Below are 18,902 nucleotides of genomic sequence, written 5' to 3'. Positions count from 1 at the left end.
TCACGCACCACCCTGTGACCTCGACCGAAGTTGAGGTCAAGCGCCTCGCCGCCGGGCGGCTAGAGCTGCCGCGCCACCTCGGTCGCCCAGTACGTCAGGATCATGTTGGCGCCCGCGCGCTTGATCCCCGTCAGCGACTCCATGATCGCCTTGTCCCGGTCGATCCAGCCCCGCTCGGCGGCGGCCTCGATCATCGAGTACTCGCCGCTGATCTGGTACGCGGCCACCGGCACGTCGACGGAATCGGCGACGCGCGCCAGGACGTCGAGGTAGGGGCCCGCGGGCTTGACCATCACCATGTCGGCGCCCTCTTCGAGGTCGAGCGCCAGCTCGCGCAGGGATTCCCGGGTGTTGGCCGGGTCCTGCTGATAGGTCTTGCGGTCGCCCTTCAGGGACGAGCCGACGGCCTCGCGGAACGGGCCGTAGAAGGCCGAGGAGTACTTGGCCGTATAGGCGAGGATCGACACGTCCTCGTGGCCGACCTGGTCCAACGCGTCGCGGATGACGCCGATCTGACCGTCCATCATGCCGCTCGGGCCCACCACATGGGCGCCCGCGTCGGCCTGGACCTGCGCCATCTCCGCGTACCGCTCGAGCGTCGCGTCGTTGTCGACGCGGCCCTCCGCGTCGAGCACCCCGCAGTGCCCGTGGTCGGTGGTCTCGTCCAGGCACAGGTCGGACATGACGATGAGGTCGTCGCCGACCTCGGCGCGCACGTCACGGATGGCGAGCTGGAGGATCCCGTCCGGGTCGGTGCCGGGCGTGCCGACCGCGTCCTTCTTGGACTCCTCCGGCACACCGAAGAGCATGATCCCCGAGACCCCGGCCTCCAGCGCCTCGACGGCGGCCTTCTTCAGGGTGTCGCGGGTGTGCTGGAAGACACCGGGCATCGCCCCGATCTCCACCGGCTCGGTGACCCCCTCGCGCACGAAGGCGGGCAGGATCAGATCGGCGGGATGCAGCCGCGTCTCGGCGACCATGCGCCGCATCGCGGGGGTGGTCCGCAGCCGCCGCGGGCGCGCACCGGGGAAAGACCCGTACTTCGTCACTGAAACCCTCACCTCTCACCGCTGGGCGCCCTGTTGTGGGCAGGCGTTCCGCACAGCGGAACGGGTGGGCACGACCCCCGGTGCGGAGCACCAGAAGGGGTGGCGCCCACCCAAAGGTACCTACGGAGCGGTACGGCGCCGACGGGACCCCGGACGACGTTCACTGGGACGGGTAACGGGGTCCCCCGCCTCCAGCGCGGCGACGCGCCGCGCCGTGCCGAACTCCGCCAGCGCCTCGGCGAGCTTGTGCACGGAGGGCTCGGGAGCCATCACGTCCACCCGCAGCCCGTGCTCCTCGGCGGTCTTGGCGGTCGCCGGGCCGATGCACGCGATCACGGTGACGTTGTGCGGCTTGCCGGCGATGCCGACGAGGTTGCGCACGGTCGAGGACGACGTGAAGAGCACGGCGTCGAAACCGCCGCCCTTGATCGCCTCACGCGTCTCGGCCGGCGGCGGCGAGGCGCGCACGGTCCGGTAGGCCGTGACGTCGTCGACCTCCCAGCCCAGGTCGATGAGCCCGGCGACCAGCGTCTCCGTGGCGATGTCGGCCCGCGGCAGGAACACCCGGTCGATCGGGTCGAAGACGGGGTCGTACGGCGGCCAGTCCTCCAGGAGACCGGCGGCCGACTGCTCGCCGCTGGGCACCAGGTCGGGCTTCACGCCGAAGGCGATCAGCGCGGCGGCGGTCTGCTCGCCGACGGCCGCGACCTTGATCCCGGCGAAGGCACGCGCGTCGAGCCCGTACTCCTCGAACTTCTCCCGGACGGCCTTGACCGCGTTGACAGAGGTGAAGGCGATCCACTCGTACCGCCCGGTGACCAGGCCCTTGACCGCGCGCTCCATCTGCTGCGGCGTGCGCGGCGGCTCGACCGCGATGGTCGGGACCTCGTGCGGCACGGCGCCGTAGGAGCGCAGCTGGTCGGAGAGCGAGGCCGCCTGTTCCTTCGTACGCGGCACGAGCACGCGCCAGCCGAAGAGCGGCTTGGACTCGAACCACGACAGCTGGTCGCGCCGGGCGGCGGCGGAGCGCTCGCCGACCACGGCTATCACGGGCTGGCCGCCGTCCGGCGACGGCAGCACCTTGGCCTGCTTGAGGACCTGCGCGACGGTGCCGAGCGTCGCGGACCAGGTGCGCTGGCGCGTCGTCGTACCGGCGATGGTCACGGTCATCGGGGTGTCCGGCTTGCGGCCCGCGGTCACCAGCTCACCGGCGGCGGCCGCGACGGAGTCCAGCGCCGTGGAGACCACGACGGTCCCGTCGGACGCGCCGACCTCGCTCCAGCAGCGGTCCGAGGCGGTACGCGCGTCGACGAACCGCACATCGGTGCCCTGCGCGTCCCGCAGCGGCACACCGGCGTACGCGGGCACGCCGACGGCGGCCGCGATGCCGGGCACCACCTCGAAGGGGATGCCCTCGGCGGCGCAGGCGAGCATCTCCTCGGCCGCGTCCGTGTCGAGGCCGGGATCGCCGCCCACCGCACGCACGACCCGCCTGCCGCCCCGTGCGGCCTCCATGACAAGATTGGCAGCGGCCCGCAACGAAGGTGCTCCCACGGCCGCTGACGCATCGTCAGCGACCGCCGGCTGCGGTGTGTCCACACCTCCCCTGGCATGCACACGGACGACGTCGAGTACATCGGGCTCGGCGATCAGCACATCCGCTCGGGCCAGCGCCTCGACGGCGCGCAGAGTCAGCAGTCCCGGATCTCCGGGTCCGGCACCCAGGAAGGTGACGTGCCCGTGTGCGGGAAGGCCTGGAAGGTTCGAGGTGGGGCTCAAAGTGCTCGCTCCCCCATCAGACCGGCCGCGCCCTTGGCGAGCATCTCGGCCGCGAGTTCGCGGCCCAGCTCCATGGCTTGGGTCTCCGTCTCGGGCACGGGACCGGTGGTGGACAGCTGCACCAGCGTCGAGCCGTCGGTCTTGCCGACGACGCCGCGCAGGCGCATTTCCTTGACAACCTGTCCGTCGGCCAGAACGTCGGCCAGCGCTCCCACGGGTGCGCTGCAGCCGGCCTCCAGGGCGGCGAGCAGGGACCGCTCGGCCGTGACGGCGGCCCGCGTGAACGGGTCGTCGAGCTCGGCGAGCGTGGCGGCGAGTGACGCGTTGTGCGCGGCACACTCGATCGCCAGTGCCCCCTGGCCGGGGGCGGGCAGAACGGTGTCGACCGACAGGAAGTCGGTCACCGCGTCGGACCTGCCGACACGGTTGAGTCCGGCGGCGGCGAGCACGACGGCGTCGAGCTCCCCCTTGTGCACGTATCCGATGCGGGTGTCGACGTTGCCCCGGATCGGCACGGTCTCGATGGTCATGCCGTGGTCACGCGCGTAGGCGTTCAGCTGCGCCATGCGGCGCGGCGAACCGGTGCCCACGCGGGCGCCCTGCGGCAGCTCGGAGAACGTCAGACCGTCCCGGGCCACCAGCACGTCCCGCGGGTCCTCGCGCACCGGCACCGCGGCGAGCGTGAGCTCCGCGGGCTGCGCGGTGGGCAGGTCCTTGAGCGAGTGCACGGCGAAGTCGACCTCGTCGCGGGCCAGCGCCTCGCGCAGGGCGGCGACGAACACACCGGTGCCGCCGATCTGCGCCAGGTGCTCGCGCGAGGTGTCGCCGTACGTCGTGATCTCCACGAGCTCGACGGGTCGCCCCGTCAACTGCCGTACGGCTTCGGCCACCTGGCCGGACTGGGCCATGGCCAGCTTGCTGCGCCTGGTCCCGAGCCGATAAGCCTTCTCGGTCATGCCCGGCCTCGATTCGGGTCGTCGTTCTCGTTGTTCAGGTGGTCGGCCCTGCTGACCGATGCGACCGTCTGCGGGTCGAGGTCGAAGAGCGTGCGCAGGGCGTCCGCGTACCCGGCGCCGCCGGGCTCGCTCGCGAGCTGCTTGACCCGCACCGTCGGCGCGTGCAGCAGCTTGTCGACCACGCGGCGCACGGTCTGGGTGATCTCCGCGCGCTGCTTGTCCTCCAGGCCCGGCAGGCGTCCTTCGAGCCGGGCGATCTCGCCGGCCACCACATCGGCGGCCATGGTGCGCAGGGCGACCACGGTCGGCGTGATGTGCGCGGCGCGCTGCGCGGCACCGAAGGCGGCGACCTCGTCGGAGACGAGGGAGCGCACCTTCTCCACGTCGTCGGCCATCGGCGCGTCCGCGGACGCCTCGGCGAGCGACTCGATGTCGACGAGCCGCACCCCGTCCAGGCGGTGCACCGCGGCGTCGATGTCCCGGGGCATGGCGAGGTCGAGCAGCGCGAGCACGGCGGTACGGGCCGCGCCGGCCGAGGCCGACGGCAGGGGACGGCGCCGCTCGGGCAGCCGCCCGGTGACGCGCGCGGCCGCCACCAGCGCGGCGATGGCCTCGGCGTCGGCCTGCGGGTCGGCGGGCGCGCGGCGCACGGCCGGGGCGTTGTCCACCCAGGCGCCGTGCTGCTCCAGGGTCGCGGCGTCCATCCCCGCGACGGCGGCGTCCCCGGCGACGGAGAAGCCGCGCGCGGCGGAGGGGTCGGACAGGTCGACGGGGCAGCCGTCGTCACCGGCGGCCGGCCGCGCGGCCTGGTCCACCGGGGCGTTCGCGGCCTGCGCCGGTACGTCCGGGGTGCGGCGGCCGGCGGCGGGCAGCCGGCCCGCGACGGCCGCGGCGACGGCGTCCGAGGTCAGCACGAGGCCGGTCGCGCCCGTGCAGGAGACGGCCACATCGGCACGTGTCAGTTCTTCCGCCACGTCGTCCATGGGAACGGCGCGGGCGATGACGCCGGTGCCGGACTCGGTGAGGATCTCCGCGAGGCGCAGCGCGCGCTCCAGCGTGCGGTTGGCGACGACGACCTCCGCGACCCCGGCCCGTGCGAGCGTCGCCGCGGCGAGCGAGGACATGGAGCCCGCGCCGATGACCAGGGCGCGCTTGCCCTTGGCCCAGGCCTCCACCGGCTCGCGCGCGGCGAGCTGTTCGAGACCGAAGGTCACGAGCGACTGCCCGGCCCGGTCGATGCCGGTCTCGGAGTGCGCGCGCTTGCCGACCCGCAGGGCCTGCTGGAAGAGGTCGTTGAGGAGCTTGCCCGCGGTGTGCAGCTCCTGGGCGCGCGCCAGGGCGTCCTTGATCTGCCCGAGGATCTGCCCCTCGCCGACGACCATCGAGTCGAGCCCGCACGCCACCGAGAAGAGGTGGTGGACGGCACGGTCCTCGTAGTGGACGTACAGATAAGGGGTGAGCTCCTCCAGGCCGACGCCGCTGTGCTGCGCGAGCAGCGTGGACAGCTCGGCGACGCCCGCGTGGAACTTGTCCACGTCGGCGTACAGCTCGATGCGGTTGCACGTGGCGAGCACCGCGGACTCGGCGGCCGGCTCGGCGGCGACGGTGTCCTGAAGGAGCTTGGCCTGCGCGTCCGCGGACAGCGCGGCGCGCTCCAGGACGCTCACCGGAGCGCTGCGGTGGCTCAGCCCGACGACCAGAAGACTCATGCCGGCATCACGGCGGGGACGTCCCCGTCGGGTCCCTTCCGCTGCTGCTTGCCCGGCGCGGGCGGCACGGCGCCCTCGGGGGCGGCGTCCTCCCCGGCCTTGCGCTGCTCGTGGAAGGCGAGGATCTGCAGCTCGATGGAGAGGTCGACCTTGCGCACGTCGACGCCGTCCGGCACGGACAGGACGGTCGGCGCGAAGTTCAGGATGGAGGTCACACCGGCGGCGACGAGCCGCTCGCAGACCTGCTGGGCGGCCCCGGCCGGGGTCGCGATGACGCCGATGGAGACGCCGTTGTCCTCGATGATCTTCTCGAGGTCGTCGGTGTGCTGCACGGGCATACCGGCGACGGGCTTTCCGGCCATTGCCGGATCGGCGTCGATCAGCGCCGCGACGCGGAAACCACGCGAGGCGAAGCCGCCGTAATTGGCCAGCGCGGCCCCGAGGTTACCGATGCCGACGATGACAACCGGCCAATCCTGGGTCAGGCCGAGTTCGCGGGAGATCTGGTACACGAGATACTCGACGTCGTAGCCGACGCCACGCGTCCCGTACGAACCGAGGTACGAGAAGTCCTTGCGCAGCTTCGCGGAGTTGACCCCCGCGGCGGCCGCGAGCTCCTCGGAGGAGACCGTGGGCACCGAGCGCTCCGACAGTGCGGTGAGGGCTCGGAGGTACAGCGGAAGCCTGGCGACGGTGGCCTCGGGAATTCCTCGGCTGCGGGTCGCCGGTCGGTGAGTTCGGCCAGTTGCCACGGTGCTCCTGCGGGTAGAGCGGGGCTGCAGGCGGTCACTCGTCCCCAGACCGCCCCGTCGAATGCAGGCTATGTCTTTGTGAACGCGTGCACAAAGATGGTGTCCGATTTGCCCGGCCAACGTGACCGGGGTCACGCGCCCCCGGCGCACGATCGTGGAACCGGCGCGCACACGGCGGCGTCGCTCGACTGACGGGGGCAAAACCGGACACACTCCTCACGATCATCGCCCCCGAGACCAAAACCGCCCCAAAGCGTAAACGAATTCGCGAGCCCTTTGGACTGGTCGGTCAGTACAGAACCGCGCTACCCCGCCAGCGCCCGCCGCAGCCGCTCCTCGTCCACGCGCCAGAACGTGTGCTGCTCCCCGTCCACCAGAACGACCGGGATCTGCTCCCAGTAGGCCCGGTGGAGCTCCTCGTCCGTCGTGATGTCCTTCTTCTCCCAGGCGGCCCCCACCTCGCCGCAGACCTTCTCGATCACCAGCTGTGCGTCATCACACAGATGACAGCCCGGCTTTCCGATCAAGGTGACCGTCCGCTCCGCGGGCTTCTTCTTCTCCGTACGGCGAAAAATCGGGCTCATGCCCTCCATTCTCGCCCCGCCGACGCGCCGGGCGGGCACCCCGTGTGAGCGCCGTTTAACGGTCCGGTCGCGGAGAGTTCACAGGGCGGCATCCCACCGGCTCCGGATCGACCGAACGAACTAGCTATGCTCACCGCATGGCCGCTCTCGGATGGCTCACCCCCCGTAGGCGCTCCGCCACGGCGCGGAGCGTGTTGGCAGGCGAGGCCTCGGCTGAGGCAGCGCGCAAGTCCTCCCAGGAGCTGGAGGAACTCGCGGAGCGCGCCGCGCCCGACGAGGAGCCGAAGGAACCGGAGTTCCCCGTCGTCGGCGACGACAAGGCCGCCGCCTTCTTCGACCTCGACAACACCGTGATGCAGGGCGCCTCGATCTTCCACTTCGGCCGGGGCCTGTACAAGCGGAAGTTCTTCGAGCGCCAGGAGCTGTTCCGATTCGCCTGGCAGCAGGCGTGGTTCAGGCTCGCCGGCGTCGAGGACCCCGAGCACATGCAGGACGCCCGCGACAGCGCGCTGTCCATCGTCAAGGGCCACCGCGTCGCCGAGCTGATGTCCATCGGCGAGGAGATCTACGACGAGTACATGGCCGAGCGCATCTGGCCCGGCACCCGCGCCCTCGCCCAGGCCCACCTCGACGCGGGCCAGAAGGTCTGGCTGGTCACCGCGGCCCCGGTGGAGATCGCCACGGTCATCGCCCGCCGCCTCGGCCTGACCGGCGCCCTCGGCACCGTCGCCGAGTCCGTCGGCGGCGTCTACACCGGCAAACTCGTCGGCGAGCCCCTGCACGGCCCCGCGAAGGCCGAGGCCGTCCGCGCCCTGGCCGCCGCCGAGGGCCTGGACCTCGGCCGCTGCGCCGCGTACAGCGACTCGCACAACGACATCCCGATGCTGTCGCTCGTGGGACATCCGTACGCGATCAACCCCGACGCCAAGCTGCGCAAGCACGCGCGCGAGCGGGACTGGCGACTGCGTGACTACCGCACGGGCCGCAAGGCCGCGAAGGTCGGCATCCCGGCCGCCGCCGGGGTCGGCGCGCTCGCGGGCGGCGCCGCCGCGGCGATCGCCCTGCACCGCCGCCGCCACTGACCGCGGGCCGTCACCACTGACCACGGGCCGCCACCGCCGGACGCGGGCCGTCACCACCGAACGCGGGCCGTCACCACCGAACTGCGTGGCCCCTGAACACCACGGCCACTGAACATTCCCTCGGTCCTACCCCGCCCCGCCTCCCGCCAGTCACGTTGGTTGAACTCGGCCACAACACGCCTTGCGCCGCGACGGAATGCGAACTAATCCGATCAACAACCGTTCACTCTCTGGTACTTGATCAGGCTTCAATCGGTAACAGAAGCGACGTAATCGATGATTTGAGCAACTGGGTGTAGCGCTGCCTGTACGAAGCGTTATTCTCCTCAGACGCATAAAGGACCCCGCACGTCGCTACGACGGGTGAACGGTCCCGCACTGCACGTGATGGAAGCTCTGCCTCTGGGAGTCCCGTGTACCCACACGTCGGGGTTGACGCCTCGGGCCTGGCTACGCTGCGCGCAACGGTCATCGACCGCTTGCGCGGCTTCGTCCCCACCGCGTACGCCGTCCCCGCCGTCCCCTCCTTCGCCGTCCCCGCGCCCGCCGGGCCCTGCTATGCCCTGGCGGACGGCGGTGCGACGGTGAGCAGACGAGCTCGCTCCGGCGGCACGACCGCCGCCGCCTCGGCCCCCGCCCCCCGCCGTCCCGCCGCGGACAGCGACAGCGCCCGCATGATGGACCTCGTCGAGCGCGCCCAGGCCGGCGAGTCCGATGCCTTCGGCCGCCTCTACGACCAGTACAGCGACACCGTCTACCGCTACATCTACTACCGCGTCGGCGGCAAGGCGACCGCCGAGGACCTCACCAGCGAGACCTTTCTGCGCGCCCTGCGCCGCATCGGCACCTTCACGTGGCAGGGCCGCGACTTCGGTGCCTGGCTGGTCACGATCGCGCGCAACCTCGTCGCCGACCACTTCAAGTCGAGCCGCTTCCGCCTCGAAGTGACCACCGGCGAAATGCTCGACGCCAACGAGGTCGAGCGCAGCCCCGAGGACTCCGTCCTGGAGTCCCTCTCGAACGCGGCGCTCCTCGAAGCCGTCCGCCGCCTCAACCCCCAGCAGCAGGAGTGCGTGACCCTGCGCTTCCTCCAGGGCCTCTCCGTCGCCGAGACCGCCCGGGTCATGGGCAAGAACGAGGGCGCGATCAAGACCCTCCAGTACCGCGCGGTCCGCACACTCGCGCGACTGCTCCCGGACGACGCGCGCTAGCGGCGCGTAGCGCCCAACTCACCGTCCGTGGCGGCCAGATGGCCGTCACGGCGGTTCGTCGATTCTTCGCGGTCCGATCATCTTTCGTCCGTAACCCAAGTGCCGCGACGCTCGTTGTGCGGGATGCAGGCTCCCTGTGGTCGCTACCTGATGTTCCCCTGGCCCTTAATGAGCAGGGGAGACCCCACTCGCTCACCCGATCGTGTGGAAATGTTCAGGACATGCAACCCTCAGGACCCCCTGGGGAGTCGACCGTCATGACGAGAGGAGGTGCCGCCAGTGATCGCGAACGTATCGGCCCACCGGCGGGCGAACGCCTTCGCCCAGGCCCTGGAGGAGCTTTCCGACCAGGACCCGGCGGCCGAGCAGTCCGAGGACTCCGCGTCCACACCCGCGGCCGCGGCCGCATCCGTGGAGTCCCCCGAAACCACCGCGGCCCGCGGCGAACCCACCGAGCAGAGCCGCATGCTGGCCCTGACGGAAGGTCTCGACGCGCTGCCCAAGCCCGCCCTCGACCCCGAGGTCAAGGTCGTCCAGCGCGCCCAGCTCGTGGCCGCGATGGAGGCCATGCTCCAAGAGGGCGGCAGTCCGTCGGTGCCCGAGCAGCGCTCCCGCAAGGGCGCCCACCGCGCGGCCTCCTTGCGGAAGTTGCGGCCGCGCTCCCGTCTGTCCAAGGGCATCGCGGCGGGCGGCCTCACCGTCGGCGTCGCCGCGGGCGCGTTCAGCGGAGTCGCCGCCGCCAGCTCCGACGCCCTCCCGGGCGACTCGTTGTACGGGCTCAAGCGCGGCATGGAAGACTTCAAGCTGGGCATGGCCGACGACGACGCCGACCGCGGCCGGATCTACCTCGACCAGGCGTCGACCCGGCTGAACGAGGCGCGCAGACTCATGGAGCGCGGGCGCTCGGGCACCCTCGACCACGAGTCCCTGGGCGAGATCAGACGCGCCCTGGCCGGCGTGCGGCACGACGCCACCGAGGCCCACCGTCTGCTCTACGAGGCCTACCAACGCGACGGGTCCATCGCCCCCATCCAGGCGCTGTCCTCGTTCTCCCAGTCGCACCGCGAGAGCTGGAGCGACCTCCAGGGACGCCTCCCGGTGCAGCTGGGCGACGTGCGCGAGCAGGTGGACTCGGTCTTCGACGCCATAGACCAAGAGGTCGACCCGCTGCGCTCCCTGCTGCCGCCCGCCCCCCAGAAGGGCGGCGGCAATGGCCACCGGAGCTCCCAGGGGCCCACCGGCTCCGAGGACACCGGCCGGCACTCCTCCCGGCCCTCGGGCGGCGGAGGCGGCGCGCACGGCGGCGGCACGGGCAGCGACAGCAAGCCCAGGCCGTCCACCTCACGCAGCCAGGACGAGGGCCTCCTCGGCGGCACCTCGGGCGGCCTGCTCGACCCGCCGGACGACAAGAAGACGTCCCCGGCCCCCTCGGACGGCAAGAGCAAGCCCGGCCAGGGCGACGACTCGGCCGAGCCGGACGTGACCCTGCCGCCGCTGCTCCCCGGCCTGCTCCCGGAGCTCGGCATCGACGGCGAGGACGCGAAGTAGTCCCTGCAGTACGCGGTCGGGGGCGCCCTCCTCATCAGGAGGGCGCCCCCGACCACGTACGCGCGTACCGACTGGTCCGGCCCGCGGCACCGGCCAGGAACTCGGCTAGAAGAACACCGACCGCCGCTGCACCAGCAGCTTGTACAGCGAGTGCTGGATCTGCTCCCGCACCTGGTCCGTCAGGTTGAACATCAGCATCGGGTCCTCCGCCGCCTCCGGCGGATAGCCGTCCGTCGGGATCGGCTCCCCGAACTGGATCGTCCACTTCGTCGGCAACGGCACCGCGCCCAGCGGCCCCAGCCACGGGAACGTCGGCGTGATCGGGAAGTACGGGAAACCGAGCACCCGCGCCAGCGTCTTCGCGTTGCCGATCATCGGGTAGATCTCCTCCGCCCCGACGATCGAGCACGGCACGATCGGCGACCCCGTGCGCAGCGCCGTCGAGACGAAGCCGCCGCGGCCGAACCGCTGCAGCTTGTAGCGGTCGCTGAAGGGCTTGCCGATTCCCTTGAAGCCCTCCGGCATCACCCCCACCAGCTCGCCCCGCTCCAGCAGGCGCTCCGCGTCCTCCGCGCACGCCAGGGTGTGCCCGGCCTTGCGGGCCAGTTCGTTGATCACCGGCAGCATGAAGACGAGATCGGCGGCGAGCAGCCGCAGATGCCGGCCCTGCGGATGGTTGTCGTGCACCGCGACCTGCATCATCAGGCCGTCCAGCGGCAGCGTCCCGGAGTGGTTGGCGACGATCAGCGCCCCGCCGTCGGCGGGGATGTTCTCGATGCCCTTCACCTCCACCCGGAAGTACTTCTCGTAGAACGGGCGCAGCAGCGACATCAGGACCTGGTCGGTGAGCTCCTCGTCGTAACCGAAGTCGTCGACCTCGTACTCACCCGTCAGCCGGCGCCGCAGGAAGGCCAGGCCGCCCGCGATGCGCCGGTCCCAGCCGCCCGGCCCGCGCGGCTCGGGCGCCGGCGCATCCGGTTCCGACCGCTCCACACGCGGCTCCCCCTCCCGCTGTCCGTCCTGCTGTCCGGGCAGTGCCTTGACCCCGGCCACGGGGTCGCCCTTGCGCCGGGGCGCGGACCTGCGGCGCGACGTGCGCTGCGCGCCCCCGCGCGACCGGTCGTCGTCGAACGGAATGACCTTGGCGTCCGCCATCGTTGACGCTCTCCTCAGTTGGCGCTCTGGTTGCCGCCCGCGAAGGGCAGCGCGGCGATCCGGTCGACTGCCCCCGCGAGGGCACCCGGCGGCAGCAGTCCCGGCCCCCGGCTGCGCACGAAGTCCGCGAAGGTCTCCGCGGTCGTGTACTTCGGCCTGAACCCCAGTGTCTCGCGCATCTGCCGGGTGGCCACGACCCTGCCGTGCGTGAGCAGCCGGATCTGCTCCGGCGAGAAGTCCGTCATGCCGACCGTGCGCAGCGCCGAGCCCACCCAGGTGACGGCCGGCAGGAACACGGGCACGGTGGGGCGGCCGAGCCGCCGCGAGCACTGCGAGAGCAGCAGCTGGCCGTCGCCCGCGATGTTGAACGTGCCGCTGTTGAGCGTCCCGCGCTCCGGGTCGTGCGAGGCGAGCCGCAGCACCTCGACCGCGTCGTCCTCGTGGACGAACTGCAGGCGCGGGTCGTAGCCGAACACGGTCGGCAGGAACGGCAGCGAGAAGTACTCGGCGAGCGGGGAGTCCGCGGCGGGCCCCAGGATGTTCGCGAAGCGCAGCACGCACACGGCGACGTCCGGGCGGCGCCGCGCGAAGCCGCGCACATAGCCCTCGACCTCGACGGTGTCCTTGGCGAAGCCACCGCTGGGCAGCGACTTGGGCGGAGTGGTCTCGGTGAAGACTGCGGGGTCCTTGGGCGCGGAGCCGTACACGCTGGTGCTCGACTTCACCACGAGCCGCTTCACCGTGGGCGACTTCTGGCAGGCACCGAGCAGCTGCATGGTGCCGATGACGTTGGTCTCCTTGACCGAGCCGCGTCCGCCCCGGCCGCCGCGGCCGCCGAGCGCGGTCGCGGTGACGTCCATGTGCACGACGGTGTCCACGCCGAACTCGGCGAGCACCTTGGCGATCGCGGGCTGCCGGATGTCGGCCTGGACGAAGTCGGCGCCGCCCAGATGGTGCTCGGGCGGGACCGCGTCGACGGCGACCACGCGGTCGACGTCGGGATCTCGCTGAACGCGTCGGACGAACCGTCCGCCCAGCTGTCGGGCCACCCCGGTCACGAGCACGACCTTGCCCAAGATCAGCGCCTGCCTTTCCCCAACCCTCGCCGCTCACCGTCGACTGTGTCCCGGCCCACGCTAGCGGGTGGATGTTGCGCTGTGATGACCGTGCGATGCGGGAAGTGACGACGGACACAGGGGTACGTACGGACCAACCGCCCGCCCCTCAAGTACCGGCTGCCCCGGGAGTGCCGTGCCATCCCGCCCAGAACAGCCGAAGCCCTCCCACCGACCGGTGGGAGGGCTTCGAAACGCGCTGTCGCAGCGTCGCTTACTTCTTGTTGCGACGCTGAACGCGAGTGCGCTTCAGCAGCTTGCGGTGCTTCTTCTTGGCCATCCGCTTACGCCGCTTCTTGATAACAGAGCCCACGACTACCCTCGCTCACTTCTCTTCACTCGGTGCGGGGCAGCAGACTGGGCCCACACGACCTACGTCGGCCTAGCCTACCCGCCCCCGCGTGAGGGACGTAATCGAGGGGCCATGACCCCTGCGCGAGGGGCCCGGAGGCCCTTCGCTCAACCTGCTTCCACCCCCACGTAGGACTCGCGGAGGTACTCGTGAACCGCCTGCTCCGGGACCCGGAAGGACCTCCCGACCCGGATGGCGGGCAGATGACCGCTGTGCACCAAGCGGTACACGGTCATCTTGGACACTCGCATTACCGAGGCGACTTCCGCCACGGTCAGAAACTGAACCTCGTTCAGCGGCCTCTGGTCTGCAGCCATGACACCCCACCTGAACCTTCCGCACATGACGGGCACCGGCTTCCCCTTCCGGTGACGCTTCGTCGCTGTGCGCTCACTCCCCAGACTAGGGGCGGATGATGCGAGTGGGGAAGAGGAGTAGCCATCGGCCGCCTACTGTGACAGACACGCTCGATTGAGTACATAGCGAGTAAGCGGTCGGTAGTAATCAGACCGCACAGCGTCATCAAGCGGAACGACGACGGACACCTGCCCCTCGGCCTCCCCGACGAACAGCGCGGGATCGTCCGTATCCGCCAGACCGATCGCCTCAAACCCCAGCTGACCTGCTCCGCAGACCCATCCGTGGTCCCCGACGACGAGCCCCGGAAGCGGTCCGCCGGCCTCCGCGGCGGCGTCCAGGACGGCTCGAACCGGCAGTGGTGAGTGGGTGTGTGCGCCGGTCTCACTGCCGGTGGGACGCGCGCCGGGTTCGCGCACCAGCGCGACTCCTTGTACGTAGTCAAGGTTGTACGTACGTAGGCCGAACCGGGTCGTTATGTCGACACTGCTGCCCTGCGCGGGGGTGAGGACGGGGCATCCGGCCGCCGACAAGGCGTCCGCCAACGCGGCGTAGAACCCGAGAAGCCGGTGCGGATGACCGGTCCCGAAGAGCACCGGGAGCTGCTTCCGCGCGGCCTCCGCGAGCCGCTCCGCGAAGGCGTCGAGCGCCGACAGCGTCCGTTCCGGATCGATGACGTCAACCCCCGAGGTGTGCCGCGGATCGGCGGACACCCCGCACTTGTCCGCCATCAGCCCCAGCAGATCACCGGGCCCCCAGCTCCACTCCGGGTCGAGCCCGAGCAGTATCCGCGGGTCCCGGGCCGCGAAGAGCCGGTAGCTCCGCAGACTCTCTTCCCGCGAGGTGGCCACCGGCCCGGCCAACCGGGCCGCCAACAGATGCGCACGCAGGGCGCCGGTGCTCAACACCCTGCCGATGCTGGCGCATCGGTGCCCGACGAACCTCAAAAACCCCGGAAAACCCCCACAGTTGGGCTAACGCGGGCATAATCGGGCCCCTGCCCCACCATCTGCCCCGCAGGCTCCTGTCCGCCCCGCAAGCCCCGGTCGGCCCCGCCCCCTGTGCGGCGGTCCCTTACAAGGGCGGCCCCTTACGCGAGCGGCCGCCGCCCCCTACGCGAGCAGCCCCCGCAGCGGGAACGCCGCCCGCCGAGCCGCGAGCACGGCCTGGTCGAGCCGGTCCGCCGGGTCGTACCCCGACTCCCAGCCCTTCCACTCCACGGGCCACCGCCCGTCCGTCATCCGACCTGGCCCCAACTGCCGTGTCCGCGCGAAGACTTCCTGCCGCCACGCCTCCGGGATCAGCGCCGTCGGCTCCACGGGATGCCCCGCGGCGATCCCGACCAGATGCGTCCAGGAGCGGGGCACCACATCCACCACGGCGTACCCACCGCCCCCAAGAGCGACCCAGCGCCCCTCGGCGTACTCATGGGCCAGCTCATGGCAGGCGACCTGCACGGCCCGCTGCGCGTCGAGCGACACGGCCAGGTGCGCGAGAGGATCCTCGAAGTGCGTGTCCGCGCCGTGCTGGGTGACGAGGACCTGCGGCCGGAACTCCGCGATCAGCTCGGGCACCACGGCGTGGAAGGCGCGCACCCATCCCGCGTCCCCGGTCCCCGCCGGCAGCGCCACATTCGCGGCCGACCCCTCGCCCGCCCCGTCCGCACCCGTCTCCTCGGGCCACCCGGTCTGCGGGAACAGCGTCCGCGGATGCTCGTGCAGCGAGATCGTCAGAACCCGCGGATCCTCCCAGAACGCGGCCTGCACACCATCCCCGTGATGCACGTCGACATCGACGTACGCCACGCGCTCGGCGCCCAGTTCGAGCAGGCGCGCGATGGCCAGCGCCGCGTCGTTGTACACACAGAACCCCGAGGCGGCCCCGGGCATCGCATGGTGCAGCCCGCCCGCGAAGTTCACGGCATGCAGCGCGTCCCCGCGCCACACCGCCTCGGCCGCGCCGACCGACTGCCCGGCGATCAGCGCCGACACCTCGTGCATACCGGCGAAGGCCGGGTCGTCCTCCGTCCCGAGCCCGTACTCCCCGCGCGCGGACGCGGGATCGGCGGAAGCGGCCCTGACCGCGTCCACATAGTCCTGCCGGTGCACGAGCCGCAGCGTCGAATCACCGGCACGCTTGGCCGCGACCACATCCAGCTCCTGGTCGAGCCCGAAGGCACCGATCAGACTTCGGGTCAGCCCGAGCCTGACCGGGTCCATGGGGTGACCCGGGCCGAAGTCATAGCCCGTTACTGCCTCGTCCCACATCAGCTGTGCGCGGCCGCTCATGCCCGTCACCGTATCGGTCCGCTCCCGGGGCGAAGGAACGGGCGTACAACAAGGTCGCGAGCACCAACACCATGGGAACGAGCATCGCCCCGCGGTAGTTCCACGCGTCCCCGAGCCCGCCCACCAGCGGCGAACCGATCAGAAAACCCACATAGTTGAAGATATTGAGCCGCGCGACGGCCGCATCCGAAGCACCCGGGAACATCCGCCCCGCCGCCGCGAACGTCTGCGGAACGATCACGCACAACCCCAGCCCCAGCACCGTGAACCCGGCGATCCCCGCCCACGCCCCCGGCGCCACGGCCACCACCGCGAACCCCAGCGCCGCCACCACCGACCCGGCCCGCACCACCGCCACGGCCCCGAACCGCCGCACCCCCAGATCCCCGAGCCCCCGCCCCACCAGCGTCATCACCATGTAGACGTTGTACGGAACGGTCGAGAGCTCCTCCGAACTCCCCAGCACGTCCTGCAGATACTTGGCGCTCCAATTGGAGACCGTCGAATCCCCGATGTACGCGAAGCTCATCACCAGACACAGCGGAAGCAGCATCCGGAAGACGACGGTCCCGCCCTGCCCCTCCACCGCCGCGGCCACACCGTCCGCCCGCTCCGCCGCGTCGACGTACCACCGGCTCCCGACCAGCGCCGCCGGCAACAGCACCACCACGACCGGCAGATACGAGACGAACAGCGAAAGATCCCAGTGCGCCCCGGCCCACGCCAGCGACGCACCCACGATCCCGCCCAGGCTGTACGCCGCGTGAAAACCGAGCATGATGCTGCGCCCGTACGCCCGCTGAAGACTGACCCCGAGCATGTTCATCGACGCGTCCAGCGCCCCCACCGCGAGCCCGAACGCCCCGAGCGCCACGGCCACCTGCCACAGCGCGTCCCCCGCGCCCACCCCCAGCAGCGCCAGCAGCACCACGGGCTGCGACCACCTGAGGACCGCACTCGGCCGCACCCTCTTGACCAGCTGCTCGGTGGCCACGCTCCCGACGCCGGCCAGGATCGGCACGGCGGCGAGAAAGACGGGCAGCAGCCCGTCGGATATCCCGTAGCGATCCTGGATCGCCGGAATCCGCGTCACGAGCAGGGCGAAGGTCACTCCCTGCACCAGGAAGGCGAACGCCAGCGAGGCCCTGCCGCGCCGCAGCTCATCTGTCATGGCTGCAGAGCGTAGGGCCCCGGCCTACCCGTGGGTAGATAGATCACTCAACCAATTTCACGGCACCGGCCCGAGGTCTTCCCGGGCATCAGCTCTTCTCGGCGGCGGCCCCGACCAGCTGCTCCATCGGCCCGACGGCCAGCGCACCACTGATCATCACGGTGAGCGTGATGGTCACCGCGGCGATCGCACCGCCCAGCCACACCATGGTGTCCACGGGAAGCGTGTAGGCACCCACGACCCGCAGCAGCGCCTCCCCGAAGAGCCCCACACCCCACACGACCGAGAACGTCCGCTCCAACCGGACGAACCGCCCACGCTCCGAGCTCAGCCGCTCCCAGGCCGCGACCCGCTCCGCCTTCCCCTTGGTCACCCAGGGCTTGAGGGCGGCGGTCATCAGCGGCCTCCCGGCCACCACCGACACCAGGACGGCAAGGCCCACCGTCGCGGTGATCCCGCTGTCCTTGGCCAGCATCAGCCGGGGGTCACCGGCCACCAGGCTCAGCAGCAGCCCGACGACATTGGCGGTCAGGATCAGCGCCGCGAGCCCGTTGACCCGCCGCTCCTTGACCAGCCCCCACGCCGTCCGCCCGGCCGGCACCACACTGCTCCAGGCCAGTGCCGCCAGCGTCCCCATCCCGAAGCCCTTGCTGAGCAGGTAGTACGAGGCGGTGGGGACCAGGGCGTCCAGCACGAGCGGCTTGAGCGACTCGATGCGGGCCTTGCGCACGTCTTCGGTCCGGGCGGCATCCGCGGGGACGACCGGAGCGGCGACCGTGGCGGCGGGCGTGCTGAGTGCCTTGGTGGGGGCCTCGGTGGCGAGCTGGCTCATGATCGGGTTCCTCCGTCGCGGCTGTGTGCGTCCCGTTCCTGCGTGACACCCATAGCTTCGCCGCCGGCCCCGGTCCGCCGACAGAAACGATCGTCCGGAACCGACGGTGACAAATGTCAGCCCCACCCCACGGCTCGTGTCATACGAGCAGGTCAGGCAACTCCCGCAGGTCCCCGAAGAGTTGAGTGGCCCCCGTGAGCCGCTCGGCGGGCGTCATCGAGGTGAACCCGAGGACGTCCATTCCGGCGGCGACAGCGGCCTGCACACCCAGCGGGCTGTCCTCCACGACCACACACTTCTCGGGCGCGACGCCCATGCGCCCGGCTGCGTGGAGAAAGAGATCGGGCGCCGGCTTCCCGCGCCCCACGTCCTGCGCACTGAAGATCCGCTCGTCATCGAACCACCGGTCGAGCCCGGCCTTGCGGTGCCCGACCCTGATCCGCTCATGGCTCCCGGAGGACGCGAGACAGTACGCCACCCCGTCCCCGGCCAGCTTCTCCAGCACCTCGACGGCCCCGTCCACGGGCTCCAGCTCCCGCTCGAAGGCCGCGAACACCCGCGCGTGAAGGACCTCGTCGAAGTCCGCGGGAAGCCGCTGCCCGCTGCGCTCCAGAACGAGATCGTGTACGCGGTGCACGGCGGCCCCCATGTAATCGCGCAGGGATTCCTCGTAGGAGGTGGGGTGCCCGAGCTCGGTCAGATAGCCGGCAAGGATCGTGTTGGAGATCGGCTCGCTGTCCACGAGGACACCGTCATTGTCGAAGATGACCAGGTCGTATCGCATATTCCGACCCTAACCTTGCCCTGGGCCCCCAGAACGCAGAAAACCCCCGCATCATAAGGTGCGGGGGTTTCCCATTCAAAATTAGTTCGGCGGCGTCCTACTCTCCCACAGGGTCCCCCCTGCAGTACCATCGGCGCTGTGAGGCTTAGCTTCCGGGTTCGGAATGTAACCGGGCGTT

The 18,902-nt window shown here is 71.0% G+C and carries 18 protein-coding genes and 1 rRNA gene; 3 read left to right on the top strand and 16 right to left on the bottom strand.

From position 1 onward, the window contains the following. Positions 1 to 59 precede the first annotated feature (59 nt). From hemB to AB0L89_RS40790, 6 genes are all read right to left on the bottom strand, one after another. Positions 60 to 1,049 (bottom strand): porphobilinogen synthase, encoded by a 990-nt coding sequence (gene hemB, locus AB0L89_RS40815; RefSeq protein WP_365153023.1) that lies wholly within the window; start codon positions 1,047 to 1,049, stop codon positions 60 to 62. Between the two features lie 120 nt (positions 1,050 to 1,169). Further along, the gene (locus AB0L89_RS40810; RefSeq protein ID WP_365153021.1) at positions 1,170 to 2,828 is read right to left on the bottom strand and encodes a bifunctional uroporphyrinogen-III C-methyltransferase/uroporphyrinogen-III synthase; all 1,659 of its coding nucleotides are present in this window, start codon (positions 2,826 to 2,828) and stop codon (positions 1,170 to 1,172) included. After that, positions 2,825 to 3,784 (bottom strand): hydroxymethylbilane synthase, encoded by a 960-nt coding sequence (hemC, locus tag AB0L89_RS40805; RefSeq protein WP_365153019.1) that lies wholly within the window; start codon positions 3,782 to 3,784, stop codon positions 2,825 to 2,827. Before hemC ends, AB0L89_RS40810 begins: the two co-directional genes overlap by 4 nt. Next, positions 3,781 to 5,493, bottom strand: a complete 1,713-nt coding sequence (locus AB0L89_RS40800) for a glutamyl-tRNA reductase (RefSeq protein WP_365153017.1) — start codon at positions 5,491 to 5,493, stop codon at positions 3,781 to 3,783. The genes hemC and AB0L89_RS40800 overlap by 4 nt, the downstream gene beginning before the upstream one ends. Beyond that, complete coding sequence (locus tag AB0L89_RS40795; protein ID WP_365153015.1) at positions 5,490 to 6,245, bottom strand: redox-sensing transcriptional repressor Rex; 756 nt, start codon at positions 6,243 to 6,245, stop codon at positions 5,490 to 5,492. The genes AB0L89_RS40800 and AB0L89_RS40795 overlap by 4 nt, the downstream gene beginning before the upstream one ends. A 305-nt stretch (positions 6,246 to 6,550) precedes the next feature. Then, a complete protein-coding gene (locus AB0L89_RS40790; protein WP_365153013.1) occupies positions 6,551 to 6,829 on the bottom strand; it encodes a glutaredoxin family protein in 279 nt (92 codons plus the stop codon). A 137-nt stretch (positions 6,830 to 6,966) separates the two neighbouring features. Here AB0L89_RS40790 and AB0L89_RS40785 point away from each other — a divergent pair, with 137 nt between their 5' ends. From AB0L89_RS40785 to AB0L89_RS40775, 3 genes are all read left to right on the top strand, one after another. After that, on the top strand, positions 6,967 to 7,911 hold the full coding sequence (locus AB0L89_RS40785) for an HAD-IB family hydrolase (RefSeq protein ID WP_365153011.1): 945 nt from the start codon (positions 6,967 to 6,969) through the stop codon (positions 7,909 to 7,911). A 413-nt stretch (positions 7,912 to 8,324) separates the two neighbouring features. After that, positions 8,325 to 9,122, top strand: a complete 798-nt coding sequence (locus tag AB0L89_RS40780) for an ECF subfamily RNA polymerase sigma factor, BldN family (RefSeq protein WP_365153009.1) — start codon at positions 8,325 to 8,327, stop codon at positions 9,120 to 9,122. Between the two features lie 279 nt (positions 9,123 to 9,401). Beyond that, positions 9,402 to 10,670 carry a DUF5667 domain-containing protein gene (locus AB0L89_RS40775; protein ID WP_365153007.1) on the top strand — a complete coding sequence of 423 codons (1,269 nt, stop codon included), beginning with the start codon at positions 9,402 to 9,404 and terminating at the stop codon, positions 10,668 to 10,670. Between the two features lie 105 nt (positions 10,671 to 10,775). Here AB0L89_RS40775 and AB0L89_RS40770 read toward each other — a convergent pair whose 3' ends face one another. The 10 genes from AB0L89_RS40770 to rrf form a co-directional block, all read right to left on the bottom strand. After that, positions 10,776 to 11,825, bottom strand: a complete 1,050-nt coding sequence (locus AB0L89_RS40770; RefSeq protein WP_365153005.1) for a lysophospholipid acyltransferase family protein — start codon at positions 11,823 to 11,825, stop codon at positions 10,776 to 10,778. Between the two features lie 14 nt (positions 11,826 to 11,839). Then, on the bottom strand, positions 11,840 to 12,901 hold the full coding sequence (locus tag AB0L89_RS40765) for an NAD-dependent epimerase/dehydratase family protein (RefSeq protein ID WP_365153003.1): 1,062 nt from the start codon (positions 12,899 to 12,901) through the stop codon (positions 11,840 to 11,842). 253 nt (positions 12,902 to 13,154) lie between these two features. Further along, positions 13,155 to 13,253, bottom strand: coding sequence for an AURKAIP1/COX24 domain-containing protein (locus tag AB0L89_RS40760; RefSeq protein ID WP_003948845.1), 99 nt, complete (start codon positions 13,251 to 13,253; stop codon positions 13,155 to 13,157). Positions 13,254 to 13,399: 146 nt separating this feature from the next. Next, positions 13,400 to 13,609 carry a helix-turn-helix domain-containing protein gene (locus AB0L89_RS40755; RefSeq protein WP_157869005.1) on the bottom strand — a complete coding sequence of 70 codons (210 nt, stop codon included), beginning with the start codon at positions 13,607 to 13,609 and terminating at the stop codon, positions 13,400 to 13,402. Positions 13,610 to 13,741: 132 nt separating this feature from the next. After that, positions 13,742 to 14,557 carry a phosphatase gene (locus AB0L89_RS40750; RefSeq protein WP_365153001.1) on the bottom strand — a complete coding sequence of 272 codons (816 nt, stop codon included), beginning with the start codon at positions 14,555 to 14,557 and terminating at the stop codon, positions 13,742 to 13,744. 204 nt (positions 14,558 to 14,761) lie between these two features. Beyond that, the gene (locus tag AB0L89_RS40745) at positions 14,762 to 15,937 is read right to left on the bottom strand and encodes an acetoin utilization protein AcuC (RefSeq protein WP_365152999.1); all 1,176 of its coding nucleotides are present in this window, start codon (positions 15,935 to 15,937) and stop codon (positions 14,762 to 14,764) included. After that, a complete protein-coding gene (locus AB0L89_RS40740; RefSeq protein WP_365152997.1) occupies positions 15,888 to 17,108 on the bottom strand; it encodes an MFS transporter in 1,221 nt (406 codons plus the stop codon). The genes AB0L89_RS40745 and AB0L89_RS40740 overlap by 50 nt, the downstream gene beginning before the upstream one ends. Positions 17,109 to 17,196: 88 nt before the next feature. Continuing rightward, the gene (locus tag AB0L89_RS40735) at positions 17,197 to 17,940 is read right to left on the bottom strand and encodes a VC0807 family protein (protein WP_365152995.1); all 744 of its coding nucleotides are present in this window, start codon (positions 17,938 to 17,940) and stop codon (positions 17,197 to 17,199) included. A gap of 139 nt (positions 17,941 to 18,079) precedes the next feature. After that, the gene (locus tag AB0L89_RS40730) at positions 18,080 to 18,724 is read right to left on the bottom strand and encodes an HAD family hydrolase (RefSeq protein WP_365152993.1); all 645 of its coding nucleotides are present in this window, start codon (positions 18,722 to 18,724) and stop codon (positions 18,080 to 18,082) included. A gap of 84 nt (positions 18,725 to 18,808) precedes the next feature. Beyond that, positions 18,809 to 18,902, bottom strand: a 5S ribosomal RNA gene (rrf, locus tag AB0L89_RS40725); the annotation flags it as partial.

Source organism: Streptomyces sp. NPDC052114 (assembly GCF_040680155.1).
In the GTDB taxonomy this organism is placed as follows: Bacteria; Actinomycetota; Actinomycetes; order Streptomycetales; family Streptomycetaceae; genus Streptomyces.
The sequence above is the reverse complement of the archived record's forward strand: the minus strand, read 5'-3'. Positions and strand labels throughout refer to the sequence as shown.

Bases quoted from the DNA above. Each gene is read 5' to 3' on its own strand.
- AB0L89_RS40730 (WP_365152993.1), bottom strand. From the start codon at position 18,724: ATGCGATACGACCTGGTCATCTTCGACAATGACGGTGTCCTCGTGGAC.
- hemC (WP_365153019.1), bottom strand. From the start codon at position 3,784: ATGACCGAGAAGGCTTATCGGCTCGGGACCAGGCGCAGCAAGCTGGCC.
- AB0L89_RS40745 (WP_365152999.1), bottom strand. From the start codon at position 15,937: ATGAGCGGCCGCGCACAGCTGATGTGGGACGAGGCAGTAACGGGCTAT.
- AB0L89_RS40755 (WP_157869005.1), bottom strand. From the start codon at position 13,609: ATGGCTGCAGACCAGAGGCCGCTGAACGAGGTTCAGTTTCTGACCGTG.
- AB0L89_RS40770 (WP_365153005.1), bottom strand. From the start codon at position 11,825: ATGGCGGACGCCAAGGTCATTCCGTTCGACGACGACCGGTCGCGCGGG.
- AB0L89_RS40800 (WP_365153017.1), bottom strand. From the start codon at position 5,493: ATGAGTCTTCTGGTCGTCGGGCTGAGCCACCGCAGCGCTCCGGTGAGC.
- AB0L89_RS40790 (WP_365153013.1), bottom strand. From the start codon at position 6,829: ATGAGCCCGATTTTTCGCCGTACGGAGAAGAAGAAGCCCGCGGAGCGG.
- AB0L89_RS40785 (WP_365153011.1), top strand. From the start codon at position 6,967: ATGGCCGCTCTCGGATGGCTCACCCCCCGTAGGCGCTCCGCCACGGCG.
- AB0L89_RS40735 (WP_365152995.1), bottom strand. From the start codon at position 17,940: ATGAGCCAGCTCGCCACCGAGGCCCCCACCAAGGCACTCAGCACGCCC.
- AB0L89_RS40740 (WP_365152997.1), bottom strand. From the start codon at position 17,108: ATGACAGATGAGCTGCGGCGCGGCAGGGCCTCGCTGGCGTTCGCCTTC.